This is a genomic window from Streptomyces sp. UNOC14_S4, from assembly GCF_020740835.1.
Taxonomy (GTDB): Bacteria; Actinomycetota; Actinomycetes; order Streptomycetales; family Streptomycetaceae; genus Streptomyces.
In genome coordinates, this window is the sequence record NZ_JAINFC010000141.1 from 1 (window position 1) to 15,952 (window position 15,952).

Below are 15,952 nucleotides of genomic sequence, written 5' to 3' on the forward strand. Positions count from 1 at the left end.
GCCGCCTGCGGTTCGTGCACGAGGGCCGTCTCGTCCGGCAGCTCCACGGGGTCGCGAGCGCGGCGGCGGCCAGGGCGATGCCGACGGCCAGCAGCCGGGCCGCTTCCGTGCTCCAGGCCCCGCTGCCCCGGATGTCGAACCTGGTCTGCTCCCCCGGCGACACCACGCTCGACGAGCTCGTCGACGCCACCGGACGAGGGCTGCTGATCCACCGGCTGGCCGACGGCATCGGCTCCGGCGGCACCGTCGAGGCACGGCTGGTGCTCGGCGAGCGCATCGAGCGCGGCCGCCTCACCGGACGCTACGTCACCGGCCGTGTCACGGAACGGACGGACGTGCTCACACGCGTCACCGGCGTCGGCGGGGAGACGGAGTTCGGGGACAACGCGCTGTGCGGCAAGGCGGGCCAGCTGCTGTTCGACGTGGGGACACGCGCGCCAGCCCTGCGGCTCTCCCGGCTGCGGTGCGCGCCGTGACGCGCGTCCGCGTCACACGGCGGCACGCCCTGCTGCGCCGCGAGGCCGACGGCACCGAGTCGGTCACCGCGCTGGCGATGAGTGCCGAGTCCCGTGCCCCCGGGGCATGGCGGCTGCGCGCGCTGCCCACGCCACCGGCGCCGCCGTCCCCGTCCCTGGTCCGTGCCGTCGCGCGCGAGCTCTGCGAGAAGGGCGCGGCCGCACTGGGCGGGGACGGGCTCCTGGTGGAGGCGGGCGGCGTGGCCTGCGAGGCCGTGGTCGACGGGGTGCGGTCGGGGACGTGGCACCGGCCGCACCTCCTGGTCCGGGACGGCGACCACGTCGTCCATCTGCGGGACGGGCTGCGACCCCCGGCGGCCCTCCCGTGGTCCCGGACGGCCGGGCCCGAGGACGTCCACGACGACGATCCCGTCGTCCTCGGGCCCGCCGCCCTCCTCGCCCTGCTCGCCGCGCGCGAGGAGGAGGCGGCGGCGGGTGAGGAGGAGGGCACGGTCCCGGCGCCCGCCGCCAGGACGTCGCCGTACCCGCCGCACGACCTGACGCCGCCTCATCTGCCGGGGCACACCGGAGAGGCGCTCGCCGAGGCGGGCGAGCTCCTGAGCGATCCGGCGCTCTGGCACGTCCCGCACGGCACGTTCACGGCCGCGCTACGACCCGCCCTCCCGGCCGTACGGATGGAGCGGGGTGCCGCGCCGCGCCGGGCGCTGGTGCTCGACTCGCTCGTACGGCACGGCCGGACCGCCGACGGCCTCCCCACCTGGCGCGCGGCGTTCAGCGTGCGCGACGGGACCGGTGGCACGGGGCGCGGCACGGGCCCGCTGATCGTCCGCGGGGATCCGGCCGATGTGCTCCGGCACGCGCTGCACGCCTGTGGCGCCGAGCGGCCCGCGCTCGTCCGCGACCCGATCGCGCGCGCCTCGTACGCCTCGGCGCCTCCCGTCATGACGTCCCTGCGGGCGGGTGAGGTGATCGCATCCGCCGCCCGGCCGCACCGCCCCCGCAGAGAGGACTCGCCATGTCCCGATCACCCGCTCCCCCCGACGGCGGGCAACTGAACCTGGACGGCTCGCGCGATGTGCTGCTGGCACCGATCCGTGGCCGCGACACGCGGCGCGGCCTGCCCGTGTCGTACTTCGACAAACGGCCGCGCGTCTTCGTCGGCAAGCTCGCGGTGGCCTTCGCCGTGATCCTCATCTTCTGGACGGCGCTCCTGGAATGGCGCTCGCCAGTGACCGTCGTCGTGGCGGTGCCCGTGCTCGGTGTGCTGTACGCCTATCTGGTGGAGCTCCAGCACGAGTGCCTCCACGAGCACGCCTTCCACGCCCGCTGGGCGAACCGCCTCTGGGGCTTCGTCTGCGGCATGTTCATGTACAGCGCGTACTCCCACTACAAGTACGAGCACCTGCGTCACCACGCCTATCTGGGCACGACGAAGAACCTGGAGTTCTTCAACTACCGCTTCCGCGGGCTCGACAGCGTGCCCGGCTTCGCGGCCGCGGCGTTCAGCCCGGCCCGGTACGCGGACGTGGCACGCGATCTGGTGCGCGGCCCGCTCCGGCGGCCGATACCGGGCGTCGAGCGGCCCCGAGCGCTGCGGGCGATCCAGAACGAGTACACGCTGCTGCTCCTCCTCACCGCGGGCGCGGTCGCGGCGAGCGTCGCGCTGGGCGACTGGTTCTTCGTGTGGGCGTGGTTCGCGCCGGTGCTGCTGGTGAGCGAGGCGACCCACTTCCTGATCGAACTGCCCGAGCACTTCGGGCTGAACACGCAGACCGACGACAACGTCCTGACCAACACCCGCACCATCAGGGCGTCGGGCTTCGCCCGCTGGCTCACCAACTGCAACAACCTGCACACCGCGCACCACTACCACCAAGGGGTGCCGATGGTGCAGGTCCGCCGCCTGCACAGCGCGATCGAGGACAAGTGCGCGGTGGTGGAGGACTCCTACTGGGGGTTCTACCGGAAGGTCCTGTCGGGTGCGATCACCTATCAGGGCGACGAGCAGACCTGCATGACGCGATGACACCGCCGACACCGCCGGCACCGCCGGCACCGCCGACACCGCCGGCACCGCGCCAGGAAGCGACACCGGGACCGGACGACCGAAAGGACGACACCGCCGCCATGCCCGCCGCCGTGGTCTGCTCGCACAACGAATGGGACCCCCTGGAGGAGGTCGTCGTCGGCCGCGTCGACGGCGCCATGACCTCCTCCTGGGACGTCCTCGACCGGGTCACCGTGCCCGCCGAGACCTGGCCGTCGTACGGCGCCGACGAGCGGCGCGGCACGCCCATGCCCGCGGAGGCGGTGGAGAAGGCGCAGCGGGCGCTGGAGGAGTTCCTCGGCATCCTGCGCGAGGCGCGCGTCACCGTGCGCCGCCCCGAGCCGCACGACTTCGCGCGCCCCTTCTCCTCACCCGCCTGGTCGGTGGGCAACGGGCTGTCGGTGGCCGATCCCCGCGACTCGCTGCTCGTGATCGGCGACGAGATCATCGAAGTGCCGATGGCCGACCGCAACCGCTACTTCGAGGTCTGGCCCTATCGCCCCTTGCTCACCGAGTACTTCCGGGCGGGTGCCCGCTGGACGGCCGCGCCCAAGCCACGGCTCGTCGACGCGCAGTACCGCGAGGGCTACGAGCTGCCGCCCGCGGGCGAGGAACCCCCGGACGGGGAGCTCGCTTTCATCACCACCGAACTCGAGCCGGTCTTCGACGCCGCCGACGTCGTGCGCTGCGGCCGGGACCTGTTCATGGAGCGCAGCCATGTGACCAACGCCCTGGGCCTGGAGTGGCTGCGCCGTCACCTCGGGCCCGGCTACCGCGTGCACGAGGTGTTCTCGCGGTGCCCGCGGGCGATGCACATCGACACGTCACTGCTGCCGCTCGCGCCCGGCAAGGTGCTCGTGAACCCGGAGTTCCTCGATCTGGACCGGCTGCCGGAGGCGTTCCGCTCCTGGGACGTGCTCGTCCCGCCGGAGCCCGTCGTCACCCCGGTCATGGGCAAGAGCATGATCAGCAGGTGGAGCAGCCTGAACGTGCTGATGCTCGACCCCGGGCACGTGGTGGTGGAGCGCGCCCAGGAGCCGCTGGTCAAGGCGTTCGAGCAGTGGGGGTTCGAGCCCGTCCCCTGCTCCTTCGAGGACTACACCGTCTTCGGCGGGTCCTTCCACTGCGCGACGCTGGACATCCGGCGCGCGGGAACCCTGGAGTCGTACTTCTGATGGCCGGTCAGGGGGGTCAGGGGCACACGGCCGTGCCGTGGCCCGCCCAGCAGTGGTCCACGGCCGCCGAGCGCCCGGCGCTGCCCGTGTCCGCCCTGCCCGAGCCGGTGGTGGACCGGCTGTACGCGCTGGCGCGCGCGTCCGGTGACGAACCGCTGAGCGCCTTCGTGTACGAGCCGCGGCGGGCCGCGCGGGCGGCGGCGGAGCTGCGCGCGGCGCTGCCGGAGTGGGCGGAGGTCTGCTACGCGGTGAAGGCCAACGCCTTCCCCGCCGTGCTGGGCGCGCTGGCCCCGGCTGTCGACGGCTTCGACGTCTCGTCCCTCGGCGAGCTCCGGGCCGTACGGGCGGCCTGCCCCGCCCCCGGGGCCGTACGGACGATCGCGACCGGCCCCGGCAAGACCGACCGGATGCTGGACGAACTCCTCAGGTCCGGCGTCGAGTCCGACGTCTCGTTCGTGAGCGTGGAGAGCGGGCTGGAGCTGCGCCGGGTGGCCGGGGCCGCGGCACGGGCCGGGCGTGCGGTGCCGGTGGTCGTCCGGGTGAACCCCGGCGGCCGACGGCTCGACGGCGCCCTGCGGATGGCCGGGCGCGCCACCCAGTTCGGCGTCCCCGAGGACGCGCTGGGCGACGTGCTCGCCACGGCACGCGCGCTGCCGTCGGTCACCCCGGTCGGCCTCCACTTCCACGTGGTGTCCAACAACCTCGACGCCGCGGGCCACGCCGCGTATGTGCGCTCCTGCCTGGAGCTGTCGGCGCGCACGGCCCGCCGTCACGGGATCGGGCTGGAGGTGGTCGACGTCGGCGGCGGCATCGGCGGCACGCCGTTCGACCTGCGGCACTTCGGCGGCCTGCTGGCCGCGACGGCACCGCCGGACGGCACCCGCGTGGTGTTCGAGCCGGGCCGCCGCCTCGTCGCCGACTGCGGCTGGTTCGCGGCGGAGGTGACCGACGTGAAGGAGGCCGGCGGCACCGCGTTCGCCGTGCTCGGCGGCGGCATCAACCACTTCATGCTGCCCGCGCTCCTGGAAGTGGCCCTGGACGCGGTCGTCCTGCCCGTCGAGGAATGGCCGTACGACTGCCCCCGCCCGGAAGTCCGCGACACCGCCCTCTCACTCGCCGGCCCGCTGTGCACCCCGGAGGACATCCTGGCCCGCGGCATCCGGGTACCGCGGCTGCGCGCGGGCGACGTGGTCGTCTTCCCGCTGGCGGGGGCGTACGGGTGGGAGTTCTCGGTGAGCGGCTTCCTGTCGCGGGGGGTCGCGGTACGGACGACGACGGTGCCGTGAGCACCGCCCGCCGTCGTCCGGTACCTCACTCACAGACGGCGTACACCGTGACCGTACGGCCGTCACGGTTGGCGTTGATCGGCGCCGTGGTCACCGTCCAGCCCGTGGCGTCCGCGGTCCGGCGGGGACCGCGAGTACGGACACGGGCGGGCCCCGTCCTGGCTACTCCGCCTGCTGCAGCGCCTTCTCCAGCAGCGTGAAGGACTTGGGCTCCCCGCCCGGCTGCGGCTTGCCCGCCTTGTGACCCACGACGCGATAACCGGCGTCCTGGTAGTAGGCGTTGAGCTGTGTGTTGCCGGCCAGGCAGTCCAAGCGCACGCGCGTCCGTCCCGCCGCGGCCACTCGGCGTTCCGCGGCTCTCAGCAACAGCAGCCCCGTCCCGCGCGCGGTGGTGCCGCGGTCCACCATGAGCCGGTGCACGTATCCGGCCACGGGCGGCTGCGGGCCCCACGCGGCCTCGTCCTCCCACCACAGCTCCCAGGCACCGGCGATGTGCCCGCCGGTCTCCGCGACCCAGACCTCGCCATGGGTCATGACGTGGCGGAAGTGGTCCTCGCCCAGCTCCCCCGGCTTCCACTGGCCGGTGATGCCGCGGGCCAGCATCCAGCGGGCCGCGTCGTCGCGGAGGCGGACGAGGGCCGTCAGATCGGCTTCGGCGGCCGGGCGGACACAGAGATCGTTCACCTGGCGATCCTCGCACACCCGTCCGATGACGGCCCCCGTCGGACTCACCACCGCTCACGACCGGCGACCGGCAGGACGCTCACGCTCTAAGCGGGCCTGACGAAGTCCGGTGCGGTTCGGCAGCGCCCCGAAGGGGCGCGGGGCGGCATCAATATGCGGCTCCGCCGCGCGGGCGCGACCATCCCCCAGACTTCGTCCGGGGGTACCCCCAGACGCACCCGCAGTTGACGCACCGGTTTTCCAGCGGAGCGCTCAGCCGCGCCGCCGCTGCCAGGTCGAGGCCCCGCCGCCCGCGTCCAGCGGCGTGATGCGCTGCTGCGCCGCGAACGCGGCGGCCGTGTAACGGGGATCGGGCCGCAGGGCGTACTCCCGCAAACACGCCTCGGTGAATTTGATGACGTGCTCGTCACCGTGCTCGACGGCCCGCGCTCCCAACTCGTGGAGCGGTGGCAGCTCCGGGACGTACGCCCGCCAGACGTCCGTGTCCTCGTCGCGCCGGTCCACGGTGAACGCGAGCAGGAACGCCGCCTGCACCTGCCACAGCCGGGCCACCGTCGGCGCGTGCAGTTCCTCCGGCAGGTGCGGCAGGACGAGGCGGACGGCGGCGGGCGCGGTCACGCCGTGGACCAGCGGTACGGGGACCACCTCGGGGTGCCCCAGGTAGACGTCGGCGAACCGGACCGTCATCTCGCTCAGCAGGAACGGTGCCTGATGGGGCGTCAGACGCGTCAGTGCCTCGGTGTAGCCCGGGGTGTCGTCGAGGCCCTGCAGGCGGCGGCGTACCGCGTCCGGGCCGGGGCCGGTCTCGTCGTGCGGCAGCCGCGGAAGCGCGGCCACCGCGGCGGGCAGCTCGTACGGGCCCGCGAGCCGGGGCGTGCCCGGGAGCTCCGCGTACCGCGCGGCCCAGTACGCCAGCCCCTTCGCGAGCTCGTCCAGCTGGAGCCGGGTCGCCGCGTCACCGGCCGCGTACAGACCGCGCACCGCGTGCGCCGTACGGATCAGGCCATGGGTGAGGCCCGCGAACAGGCCCGGGAGCAGGCGCGGCCACCATCGCGCGATCACCTCCCGCCAGTGCGCCTCGGCGAGTTCGCGGACGAACAGCCGCTCCCAGTCCCCGGCCCGGTCGAACGCCCCGAGCGCGGGCCGCCAGGAGGACTCGTCGGCCGGGTCGAGCGCGAAGCGCGCGGCGGGCGGCTCGTGGTGCTCCATCGCCCGCCGGTAGCGGCCCACCCAGGGGGCCACCGCGTCCCCCTGCCCGAGCACGGCGAGCGCTTCGGCCCCCATCGGGCCGTGGTTGGCGAGGTCGACCCCCTTGCCGCGCTCGTACCCCAGGCCCTCCATGCGCTCCAGGGCGTCGTTGACCGCGTCGTGGTAACCGATCGACGGCATGGCACACCGACCTTTCGTATTCCAGAACAGTTTGGAAATCCGAACCATCTAGAGTGGGAGTATGCCGCATCCGCACACGCCCCGGAAACCCACCCCCGACGAATTCCGTGTCGTCGGCCTCGTACCTCTGCTGGAGCCCTACTTCCGGGGCCCGGTCGTGCACGGCCTCATGCCGGAGCCGCTGCGCGACGTCATGGAGAGCAACGGGCTGACGGCACGTCACGGCGCGGTGCTGCCGCAGCTGCTGGCCGGGGAGCCGCTGACGGTCAGTGAGATCGCCCGGCGGCTGCACGTGTCGCTGCCCACGGCCAGCGAACTGGTCGGCGCCCTGAGCCGGGCCGGTGTCGTGGAGCGCACCGAGGACCCGGCGAATCGCCGCCGCACCCTGGTCTCGCTGGCCGACACGTACCGCCCGCACCTGGAGGCCTTCGTCGCCCGCCGCGGCGAGCACCTGCTGCGGGCCCTCGACACCCTCTCCCCCGCCGAACGGGCGGGTTTCGTGGCGGGGCTGACGGCGTGGGTACGTGAGGTGCAGGGCTAGGACGCTCGGGGGTTCGGTCCCGGAGGGCCGCAGGCGGTACGTTCACGGGATGGAGTCCAATCGTGACGCCTGGGGCGGCGACCTGCGTCTGCTCGCGCGGGCGGCATAGACGCGGAGGACCGCGTCGAGGACCACGTCAAGAACCGCGTCACAGCTCCGGCAGCCGGTCGTCGGGTCCGGGTGACCGGCGCTCCTCCAGCCAGTACAGATAGACCCGCAGGTCCTGCGCCAGGTCCCCCGCGAGGTACGCCGCGAAGTCCCGGGCCGCGGCGGCCAGCCCCTGACTCCGGGCCGCGTCCATGGCCTCCCACTCGCTCCGCATCCCGGACAGGTACCGCGTGACATGTCCGCGGTCGTGCCACCACTCCCGCACCGTCGCCGGGGTCCAGCGGGCGTCGCCGTCGCAGCCGTAGCCCTGGAACGGGTCCTCGGCGGCGGCCTCGGCCAGCCGGGCGGTCTCCGTCGGGGTGCGGGGCTGCCGGTAGACGTACTCGGTGAGGTGCGGCCCGCCGTAGAGGACGTGCCGGGGCGCGTGCAGCCGCCCGGTCCAGCAGGTGTCGGTCCCACCGCCGTAGAACGGGCCCGGCACGTCGAGCCGGTTCCGGTCCTCCCAGCGGCCCCGGAACGCGGTGCGGCTTTCCTCGCCGAGGATGGTCAGCGGGTCGAAGTAGAGCGTCACCTCTGGAGCGTATGCGTTCCGCCGCGTGCGTCGTTCTGGGGCTGCGGGCGCGCGAGACGCAGAAGAGGCGGACGGCTTCGAGGAAGCCGTCCGCCTCTTTTATGTTTTGCGGTGGCCGCCGCTCAGCGCCCGGCGGCGCGCCGCTGCCGGACGTAGCCGGTCACGGCCAGGGCCAGGGCCAGCCCGCCGGTGGAGTACAGCTGCACCCGGGTCCCCGGCTCCACGGCCATCAGGACGAGCACGCCGACGACCCCGGCGAGGGCCACCCACGTCAGGTACGGGAAGCCCCACATCCGCACCGTGAGCTTCTCGCCTCCCTCACGCTCCAGGCGGCGGCGCAGCACGAACTGGGAGACGGCGGTGAAGCCCCACACCACCAGCACGACCCCGCCGACCATGTTGAGCAGCCACGCGAAGACGGTGGTGGGCCACCAGAAGGACAGCAGGACGGCCACGAAGCCGAAGGCGCAGGACGCGAGGACGGCCCGGCGCGGCACCTGGCCGGAGACCTTGCCGAGGAAGCGGGGGCCCTGGTCGCGGGAGACCAGCGAGTGGGCCATGCGCGAGGAGCCGTAGATGTTGGCGTTCATCGCGGAGAGCAGCGCGATCAGGACGACGACGTTCATGATCTGGCCGCCGCCGGGCACGCCCAGCCGGTCGAGGACGGCCGCGTACGGGCCGCTCTCGGTGACCGCCTTGTCGTTCCACGGGACGAGGGTGACGATCACCAGCATCGAGCCGACGTAGACGATGCCGATGCGCCACATGGTCGTCTTCACGGCCTTGGCCACGCCGCGGGCCGGGTCCTCGGACTCGGCGGCGGCGATGGTCACGGTCTCCAGACCGCCGTAGGCGGCGACGGAGGCCAGGAGTCCGGTCAGCAGGCCGGGGACGCCCGTGGGCAGGAAACCGCCGTCGCCGAGCAGGTGGGAGGTGCCGGGCGCCTCGTTGCCGGGCAGCACGCCGAGGACGGCCAGCGCGCCCAGGACCAGGAAGAGGCCGATGGCACCGATCTTCAGGGCGGCGAACCAGAACTCGAACTCGCCGAAGTTCGACACCGCGGCCAGGTTGGTGCCGCAGAACAGCGTCATGAAGACCAGGACCCACAGCCAGGACGGCGTGCCCGGCAGCCAGCCCTGCACGATGTGGGCGGCGCCGATCGCCTCGATGGCCACGCCGACGACCAGCAGGGTCCAGAACATCCAGCCCGCGGTGAACCCGGCCCAGCGCCCGATCGCGCGGTCGGCGTGCACGGAGAAGGAGCCGGAGGCCGGGTTGGCGGCGGACATCTCGCCGAGCATGCGCATCACGGCCATCACGAGGAGACCGGAGACGGCGTACGCGAGGACGATCGCCGGACCGGCGGCGGCGATGCCCGCGCCGGAGCCTACGAAGAGGCCCGCGCCGATGACGCCGCCGAGGGCGATCATCGAGAGGTGCCGCTGCTTGAGCCCGTTCGACAGAGGGGCGTCCTGCCGCTGCTGCGGCGGCGTTTCCGTCGTCGGGGGAGGGGACGGGAGTGTCCGGCTCATGGTCCCTGCCTGTCCATCATCCGAGATTGTTGAACCACGAGTATGGGCAGGCCCCGGGGGCCGTGCCGCGCCCGTCCGTTATCCGGACACTCCCCTTACGCAGCGTGTTCGCGGTTGCACCCGTCCGATATGGGCGGACCATGGACATACGTCCCGAGCTTGTCGAGGAGTGGGCGAGGAGTGAGCACCGATGGCCGACAGGGAACACGATCCGCTCAAGGGCGATCGGCACTATCTGGAGGACATGACCGAGGAGACGCTCGCGGAGAAGGAGCAGGAGCGTCAGGTGCGGCAGCACGAGCAGGAGCGGTCCCGCTCCGCGGGTTCTCCCGAGGAGCGGGAGGGGCGCCGCGACGATCTGACGTGACCGGTGCGCCCCCTGACGTGACCGGTGCGCCCCCTGGGGTGACCGGGTGCGCCCCCTGGGGTGACCGGGTGCGCCTACTGGGGTGCCACTTGCGCCCGGCGTGCGTCTGCGGGCCGCGTGTGGCTGGTCGCGCAGTTCCCCGCGCCCCTGACAGGGCGCAGCCCCTGGCGTTACGCGCGGTCCCTGCGGGGGCGCTCCAGGGTGAAGGTGTCGACCGGGGTCAGGTCGCCGTGCGGGCCGTTGAACGTGTAGTACGTGACGTGGATGCGGGTGCGGCCCCCGCGCCGGTCGCCCGGGTCGACGTCGAACGCCGCGAAGCCGTGGTCGTACTTGCGGTCCTGCACGGCGGCCCAGGGCGCGTCCTCGGTGGCGTAGAGGGGTTCCTTGTGGCCGGAGGGGGTCGTCTTGTCGGTGAGGCCCATGATGACCCGGCCGTGCGGGGTGTCGAACATGTCGTCCTGCGTGGTGGCGATGTTGCCGCCCGCGCCGATGATCATGTGCACGGTGCCCTTGCTCGTATCGATGACATCCGTGCGGGTCGACACGGGGACGGGGGTACGCATGTCGTTGGGGAGCGTGCCGCGCAGGGGGTGCGACCGCTCGTAGTGGTGCTCGTGGCCGCAGACCACCAGGTCGACGCCGTACTGGTCGAACAGCGGCCCCCACGTCTCCCGTATGCCCAGGTCGCTGCCCGCCGACCGGGTGCTGGAGATCATCGGCTGGTGCATGCAGACGATGACCCAGTCGATGCCGCGGTCCGCCCGTGCCGCCTTCAGCTCGCGCTCCAGCCAGCGTCGCTGGGCACCTCCCGAGTAGCCGTGGATGTAGGCGTCGCCGCCGTCCTGGAGCGCCACGTCGTCGTTGGCGAGGCTGATGAAGCGGGCCGCGCCGACGGTGAACGCGTACCACAGGCCGCGGATCTCCTCGTCGGAGGAGGCCGCCGACCGGGGCAGGGAGAAGTACGTCTGATAGCCGGCGGCGCCGATCGGGCCGTTGCCCTTCTCGTACTCGTGGTTGCCCGCGCACGGCATCCAGGGGCGCAGCCGGGCGGAGCGGCTGTTGCCGATGAACCAGTCCGCCCAGGTCGCCGCCCGGCTCGTCCCCCACGCGCCGGCGACCGAGGCGTAGCACAGGTCGCCGTTGACGAGGTTGAACAGCGGGGCCACGCGCTCCACCGCGGAGACGATGTCCGCCGAGGCGGGCGAGCCGACCTGGCTGCTGCTGTAGAGGGGGTAGCGGTTGACGGGGGAAGGCACCCCGTCCGGAAGGTGGATCACCCGGCGCAGGTTGTGCGTCGCCTGGTCGCCGAAGCTGGTGAAGGTGAAGGCGGCGCGGCCGCGCGGCGCCGTGGTGAACGTCCCGGTCTCCGGCACCGCGCCGTCGTGCCCGGCCGTGTACATGTACGTGGCCGCGGGGCGCAGCCCGGTGAGGTGGGCGTGGTGGACGTACACCTCTTCCTTCGACAGGCCGTCCCGGTACGTCCGCGTCTCCGCGTCCACCACCCTGCCGTGCCCGCCCTCGGGTGACCCGTAGCGCACCTGCGGCCGCCGTACGGACTGCGGGGTGATCCAGGAGACCGTCATCTCGGTGGAGGGGTCCGTTCCGAACTGGAGGTGCACGCCCAGCACGCTCGGTACCCCCAGCCGGTGCGGCTTGGCCTGGAGCAACGGGCCGTCGGACGTGGGCGTGGCCGCGGACGCGGCCTGCGCCTCTCCCGCCGCGGCGCCGACGACGGAGGCGGCTGCCGCGGCCGACGAACCCTTCAGGACGGATCTGCGCGTGATGGCCATGTAACACCCTGTTCACGGTGGGGAGTTGGTGATCCGGGAACTTTAGTTGATCATTATTGAAATGGCCATGACCAAGGCCATCGCGGCCGGGCCAGGGCGGCGGTCACGCGCCATGGCGGAACCCACCGCTCCGCCCACCCCCGGGTTAAGGAAGCGTTGTGTTCCCGTATGGCTTCGGGATGCGCCCGCCGCCCCGAGGGATCTCAACTCATCCACGGATCACGCGAGATGGACGCCCACGGGGGCGCAGTGAGGCGATCGGCCCCCCCGTATCACATGTCATGATCACGTCCCCCGGTCGGCGAGGTGCCGCCCGGGTCATGCGTTCCACCGGATTTCCGAATCGAGGATGCTCGTGCTGAAGAAGCGTGCGGGCCGTACTGTCCTGGCGGCCGTGGCCGCCCCCGTGCTCGTGGTGGCCTTCTCCGCCTCGGCCCACGCCGACGGCAAGGTCACCTGGCGCAACGCCAAGACCCAGGGCTGCCTGCGGACGTACACGCCGCACCAGAACCTCCACACGGTCGACACGTCCGTCGGCGCCCTCGTGCACTGCTGGAGCGACACCTCCCAGAACACCGACTGGTACGACTCGCAGAGCAACCTGGAGAACCCCGACGGCGCCTGGACCGAGCGGGAGGGCGGCAACGACGAGTGCCTGACCGCCTACTGGGGCCACCAGGCCTACATCGAGCCGTGCGCGAGCCCCGCGAACTACTACGAGCAGTGGTACGAGAAGTGGACGGGCGACGGCTTCAACCTCGTGAACCGCGAGACGAAGGAGTGCCTCGACAGCAACGACCAGGGCGCCGTCTACACCGGCCCGTGCAACGGCGGCCGGTACCAGCTCTGGAAGTGAGCTGACAGGGCGGGACAGGGGGCGTCGACCGGGCCGGGAACTGTCCGGCACGCCCCTTGCCCCCACTCGAACAGCACTGCTATCCCGGAACCCTTGCGCAACGGCGGCACGCGGACGGACCCGGGAAGGGCGCATGGAGATCATCGACGACTTCGGACTGCCGGTCGCACTCGTCACCCCGGACGACCTGCCCGCCGAGCCGTGGCGGGGCCTGGAGCAGGCCGTGGCGGTCGTACGGATGACGGACCCGCCGCCCGCGCTGCGCCCCGAGCTGACCCGGCGGGGCTTCGTCTGCAAGCCGGCCACGCTCACGTGGCTGGCCCCGCTCGGCGAGGACGAGGGCGCGTTCCTGCGGACGCTGCCGCACAAGAGCCGCCAGTACGTCCGCCGTGCCCGGCGGCACAACGTGATACTCGGACTGCGCGAAGTCGTCGAGGACCGGATATCCCCGGCGAACTTCGACGCGTTCCTGACCCTGTACGAGGACCAAGTGGCCCGTATGCGCTACGGAGTGGCCTTCGCCCGGCGCAACCGGGACACCGTCCTCCACGGCCCGCAGAAATACTTCGGGGTCTTCCTCTTCGACCAGGAGGAACTCGTCGGCGGCTGCGTCGCCCTGGAATCCCCGGACGAACGCGCGATCCGCATCCGCTTCTCCGCCGTCACCGACCGCGAACGGGCCGCCGGCGTGCCCCGCGCCCTCTACTGCACCGCCATGCGCGTGGCGCGCGACAAGGGGTTCGCCTGGGCCACTCTCGGCGACGACCCCAATCTCTACGGGCACATCGCCCGGCCGGGGCTGTTCACCTTCAAGGCACGGATGGGATTCCGGGCCGTGCCCTCACAGGAATTCGGGGACCCGCACCCGTGGGACGAGGCCGATCTCGTCCTCTCCCTCGACCGGCTGTCCGACCCTACCCTCATGCTGGAGTACGGCACGCCCGCCGACGGCCCGTCCGGCAGTTCCCTGCGCTCCTGTCTGATCGCCCGCGCGCCGGTCGACGTCCGGGACTTCTCGGCGGAATTCCTCACCGGCACCGTGGTCCGACCGCCGGGACAGCCCGGCTGACGGCCATTCAGGGCGCTCGGGCCATTCAGGGCGCTCAGGGCGCCGCTCAGCCTTCGAGCGCCTCGGCCGCGCACAGGCAGTCCGGGAGCACCCCGATCCCCTGGGCCCGCCGTCGTGCCTCCGCGTCCAGGTGGAAGTCGGGCCGGGGCCGCGTCTCGTCGTACGCGCGGTGGAACACCGGCGTCAGCGCCCCCGACATGGGTGGCACGATCCACGACCAGTCGGCCGGGCACGACCGCCCCGCGGCCTCCTCGCGGGCCACGTGCTTCAGGAAGCGCTCCGACTCGGTGTGGTGGTCGGTGATGGAGACCCCGGCGCGGTCGAACGAGTGCAGCACGGCGCGGTTCACCTCGACCAGCGCGCGGTCCCGCCAGAGCGTGCGGTCGCTGGAGGTGTCGAGCCCGAGGCGGCGGCCCACCTCCGGCAGGGCGTCGTAGCGGTCGGTGTCGCACAGGTCGCGGACACCGATCTCCGTCCCCATGTACCAGCCGTTGAACGGCGCCGCCGAGTAGGAGAGGCCGCCGATCCGCAGCCGCATGTGGGAGATCGCGGGCACCGCGTACCAGCGCAGGCCCAGTTCGCCGAACCAGTCCAGCTCGGGGTGCGCGAGCGGCACCTCCAGGACGTCGCCCGGGTCGAGCTCGTGGAGGCGGACCCCTTCGTCCCTGGACTGGAGGATCAGGGGCAGTACGTCGAAGCGGCCGCCCCGCCCCCGCCAGCCCAGCCGCATCGCCAGCCAGGTGATGCCCAGGCTGCGGGGGTCCCCCGTGCAGCCCTTGCCGACCGACGGATATCCGGCGTAGCGGATGAGCTGCTCGTTCCAGATGAGCGTGCGCGGGCCGTGCGCGTCGTCCTGGCCGAAAATCGTGATCACCGGGCGTATCTGCCCGCCGCGCGTGGCCAGGCGTAAGTGCTCGCCGCACTCCGCGGCCACCTCGTCGAGACGGGTCACGTGCCGCCGGTCGCGCACCACGAGACTTCTCCAGTAGAGCCGCCCGATGCAGCGCGCGGAATTGCGCCACGCGACCCGCGCGCCGAAAGCGAGTTCCTCCGGTGTGTGGACGTAACCGCCCGTCTCGGCGATCTCCCGCCGCACCGCCGACAGCCGCGCGCCCAGGGAGTCCGTCCGCCCCGTCTCCCGGTGGAACTGCCGGACGAAATGCTCCGCTTCATGGGGATCGGCCACCGGCCGTCCGTTCACCTGGTCGACTGTCATCGCTCCCCCTGCCGGCACGGTCACGGAGTTACCGGGTCGTACGCCGACATTCTAGGGGCGCGGATGCCACGGCGCCCGGGCTCTCCGGAGCGGCAACATCATGTCCGATTGTCGCCGGAAATCCGCCGGGTACGACGGCAAGAATGACGGCGTGCTCGACTTCGATTCCTGCTACCGGGCCATGGCGAGCCGCGACACGCGCTTCGACGGGGCCTTCGTCGTGGCGGTGACCTCCACCGGCGTCTACTGCAGACCGGTGTGCGGCGCGCGCACGCCGAAGCCCGCCAACTGCCGCTTCTTCAAGGTCCCCGCGGCCGCCGAGGCCGCCGGCTTCCGCGCCTGCCGCCGGTGCAGGCCCGAGACCGCGCCCACCTCGCCCGAGTGGAACGTGCGCGGCGACCTCGTCGCCCGCGCCCTGCGGCTCATCGCCGGCGGCACGGTCGACGAGGTCGGCGTCGCGGGTCTCGCCCGGCAACTCGCCGTCAGCGCACGGCACCTGCACCGCCAGCTCGTCGCGGAAGTGGGGGTCGGCCCCCTCGCGCTGGCCCTGAACCGGCGTGCCCAAGTGGCGCGCATGCTCATCGAGTCCAGCGCCCTGCCCCTCTCCGACGTCGCCTTCGCCGCCGGGTACTCGAGCATCCGGCAGTTCAACGGCGCGGTCCTGGCCGCGTTCGGCCGCGCGCCCAGGGAACTGCGCCGCGCCCACGCCGCGCACGACACCGCGAGCCCCGGGCCGCTCCTGCTCCACCTGCGCTTCCGGCCCCCGCTGGACGGCGACGCCCTCCTGGCCTGGCTGCGCGCCAGGGCCGTACCCGGCGTCGAACGCGTCGAGGGCCACCGCTACC

16 protein-coding genes are annotated in these 15,952 nt (G+C 72.7%); 10 read left to right on the plus strand and 6 right to left on the minus strand.

The features are described 5' to 3' along the window. The 5 genes from K6I34_RS15200 to K6I34_RS15220 all read left to right on the plus strand — a co-directional run. A partial coding sequence (locus K6I34_RS15200) for a metallopeptidase TldD-related protein (protein ID WP_229326317.1) occupies positions 1-476 on the plus strand: 476 nt, incomplete at its 5' end. Further along, positions 473-1,531 carry a hypothetical protein gene (locus K6I34_RS15205; protein ID WP_229326319.1) on the plus strand — a complete coding sequence of 353 codons (1,059 nt, stop codon included), beginning with the start codon at positions 473-475 and terminating at the stop codon, positions 1,529-1,531. The genes K6I34_RS15200 and K6I34_RS15205, both read left to right, overlap by 4 nt. Further along, positions 1,492-2,502, plus strand: coding sequence for a fatty acid desaturase (locus K6I34_RS15210; protein WP_229326321.1), 1,011 nt, complete (start codon positions 1,492-1,494; stop codon positions 2,500-2,502). The genes K6I34_RS15205 and K6I34_RS15210 overlap by 40 nt, the downstream gene beginning before the upstream one ends. A 101-nt stretch (positions 2,503-2,603) precedes the next feature. After that, a complete protein-coding gene (locus K6I34_RS15215; RefSeq protein WP_229326323.1) occupies positions 2,604-3,698 on the plus strand; it encodes an amidinotransferase in 1,095 nt (364 codons plus the stop codon). Beyond that, positions 3,698-4,984: an alanine racemase gene (locus tag K6I34_RS15220; protein WP_229326325.1), complete on the plus strand. Its 1,287-nt coding sequence runs from the start codon at positions 3,698-3,700 to the stop codon at positions 4,982-4,984. The genes K6I34_RS15215 and K6I34_RS15220 overlap by 1 nt, the downstream gene beginning before the upstream one ends. A gap of 162 nt (positions 4,985-5,146) precedes the next feature. Here the strand turns inward: K6I34_RS15220 and K6I34_RS15225 are convergent, their stop codons facing one another. Continuing rightward, positions 5,147-5,668: a GNAT family N-acetyltransferase gene (locus K6I34_RS15225; RefSeq protein WP_229326327.1), complete on the minus strand. Its 522-nt coding sequence runs from the start codon at positions 5,666-5,668 to the stop codon at positions 5,147-5,149. A 252-nt stretch (positions 5,669-5,920) separates the two neighbouring features. Beyond that, entirely contained in the window at positions 5,921-7,057 is a 1,137-nt protein-coding gene (locus K6I34_RS15230; RefSeq protein ID WP_229326329.1) for a questin oxidase family protein, read from the minus strand. A 61-nt stretch (positions 7,058-7,118) separates the two neighbouring features. Between K6I34_RS15230 and K6I34_RS15235 the strand changes: the two genes are divergently transcribed. Beyond that, positions 7,119-7,598, plus strand: a complete 480-nt coding sequence (locus K6I34_RS15235) for a MarR family winged helix-turn-helix transcriptional regulator (protein ID WP_229326331.1) — start codon at positions 7,119-7,121, stop codon at positions 7,596-7,598. Positions 7,599-7,746: 148 nt separating this feature from the next. On the opposite strand, the gene K6I34_RS15240 is transcribed toward K6I34_RS15235, so the two are convergent. Continuing rightward, complete coding sequence (locus K6I34_RS15240; RefSeq protein WP_229326333.1) at positions 7,747-8,277, minus strand: ferredoxin; 531 nt, start codon at positions 8,275-8,277, stop codon at positions 7,747-7,749. 122 nt (positions 8,278-8,399) lie between these two features. Next, a complete protein-coding gene (locus tag K6I34_RS15245; RefSeq protein WP_229326335.1) occupies positions 8,400-9,809 on the minus strand; it encodes an amino acid permease in 1,410 nt (469 codons plus the stop codon). Positions 9,810-9,999: 190 nt separating this feature from the next. On the opposite strand from K6I34_RS15245, the gene K6I34_RS15250 reads away from it, so the two are divergent. Continuing rightward, positions 10,000-10,176, plus strand: a complete 177-nt coding sequence (locus tag K6I34_RS15250; protein ID WP_229326337.1) for a hypothetical protein — start codon at positions 10,000-10,002, stop codon at positions 10,174-10,176. A 170-nt stretch (positions 10,177-10,346) separates the two neighbouring features. Here K6I34_RS15250 and K6I34_RS15255 read toward each other — a convergent pair whose 3' ends face one another. Continuing rightward, entirely contained in the window at positions 10,347-11,966 is a 1,620-nt protein-coding gene (locus K6I34_RS15255) for a metallophosphoesterase family protein (RefSeq protein ID WP_229326339.1), read from the minus strand. Positions 11,967-12,321: 355 nt separating this feature from the next. On the opposite strand from K6I34_RS15255, the gene K6I34_RS15260 reads away from it, so the two are divergent. Together K6I34_RS15260 and K6I34_RS15265 are read left to right on the plus strand one after the other, a co-directional pair. After that, entirely contained in the window at positions 12,322-12,822 is a 501-nt protein-coding gene (locus K6I34_RS15260; protein ID WP_229326341.1) for an RICIN domain-containing protein, read from the plus strand. Positions 12,823-12,955: 133 nt separating this feature from the next. Next, positions 12,956-13,891 carry a GNAT family N-acetyltransferase gene (locus K6I34_RS15265; protein ID WP_229326342.1) on the plus strand — a complete coding sequence of 312 codons (936 nt, stop codon included), beginning with the start codon at positions 12,956-12,958 and terminating at the stop codon, positions 13,889-13,891. Between the two features lie 46 nt (positions 13,892-13,937). Here the strand turns inward: K6I34_RS15265 and K6I34_RS15270 are convergent, their stop codons facing one another. Further along, positions 13,938-15,107 (minus strand): nitric oxide synthase oxygenase, encoded by a 1,170-nt coding sequence (locus tag K6I34_RS15270; RefSeq protein ID WP_229326344.1) that lies wholly within the window; start codon positions 15,105-15,107, stop codon positions 13,938-13,940. A gap of 100 nt (positions 15,108-15,207) precedes the next feature. Between K6I34_RS15270 and K6I34_RS15275 the strand changes: the two genes are divergently transcribed. Further along, on the plus strand, positions 15,208-15,952 hold a 745-nt coding region (locus K6I34_RS15275), incomplete at its 3' end, for a bifunctional transcriptional activator/DNA repair enzyme AdaA (RefSeq protein WP_229326345.1).

Coding starts and splice junctions, on each gene's coding strand:
- K6I34_RS15215 (WP_229326323.1), top strand. CDS start 2,604: ATGCCCGCCGCCGTGGTCTGCTCGCACAACGAATGGGACCCCCTGGAG.
- K6I34_RS15255 (WP_229326339.1), bottom strand. CDS start 11,966: ATGGCCATCACGCGCAGATCCGTCCTGAAGGGTTCGTCGGCCGCGGCA.
- K6I34_RS15270 (WP_229326344.1), bottom strand. CDS start 15,107: ATGACAGTCGACCAGGTGAACGGACGGCCGGTGGCCGATCCCCATGAA.
- K6I34_RS15230 (WP_229326329.1), bottom strand. CDS start 7,057: ATGCCGTCGATCGGTTACCACGACGCGGTCAACGACGCCCTGGAGCGC.
- K6I34_RS15235 (WP_229326331.1), top strand. CDS start 7,119: ATGCCGCATCCGCACACGCCCCGGAAACCCACCCCCGACGAATTCCGT.
- K6I34_RS15250 (WP_229326337.1), top strand. CDS start 10,000: ATGGCCGACAGGGAACACGATCCGCTCAAGGGCGATCGGCACTATCTG.
- K6I34_RS15245 (WP_229326335.1), bottom strand. CDS start 9,809: ATGAGCCGGACACTCCCGTCCCCTCCCCCGACGACGGAAACGCCGCCG.
- K6I34_RS15265 (WP_229326342.1), top strand. CDS start 12,956: ATGGAGATCATCGACGACTTCGGACTGCCGGTCGCACTCGTCACCCCG.
- K6I34_RS15210 (WP_229326321.1), top strand. CDS start 1,492: ATGTCCCGATCACCCGCTCCCCCCGACGGCGGGCAACTGAACCTGGAC.
- K6I34_RS15220 (WP_229326325.1), top strand. CDS start 3,698: ATGGCCGGTCAGGGGGGTCAGGGGCACACGGCCGTGCCGTGGCCCGCC.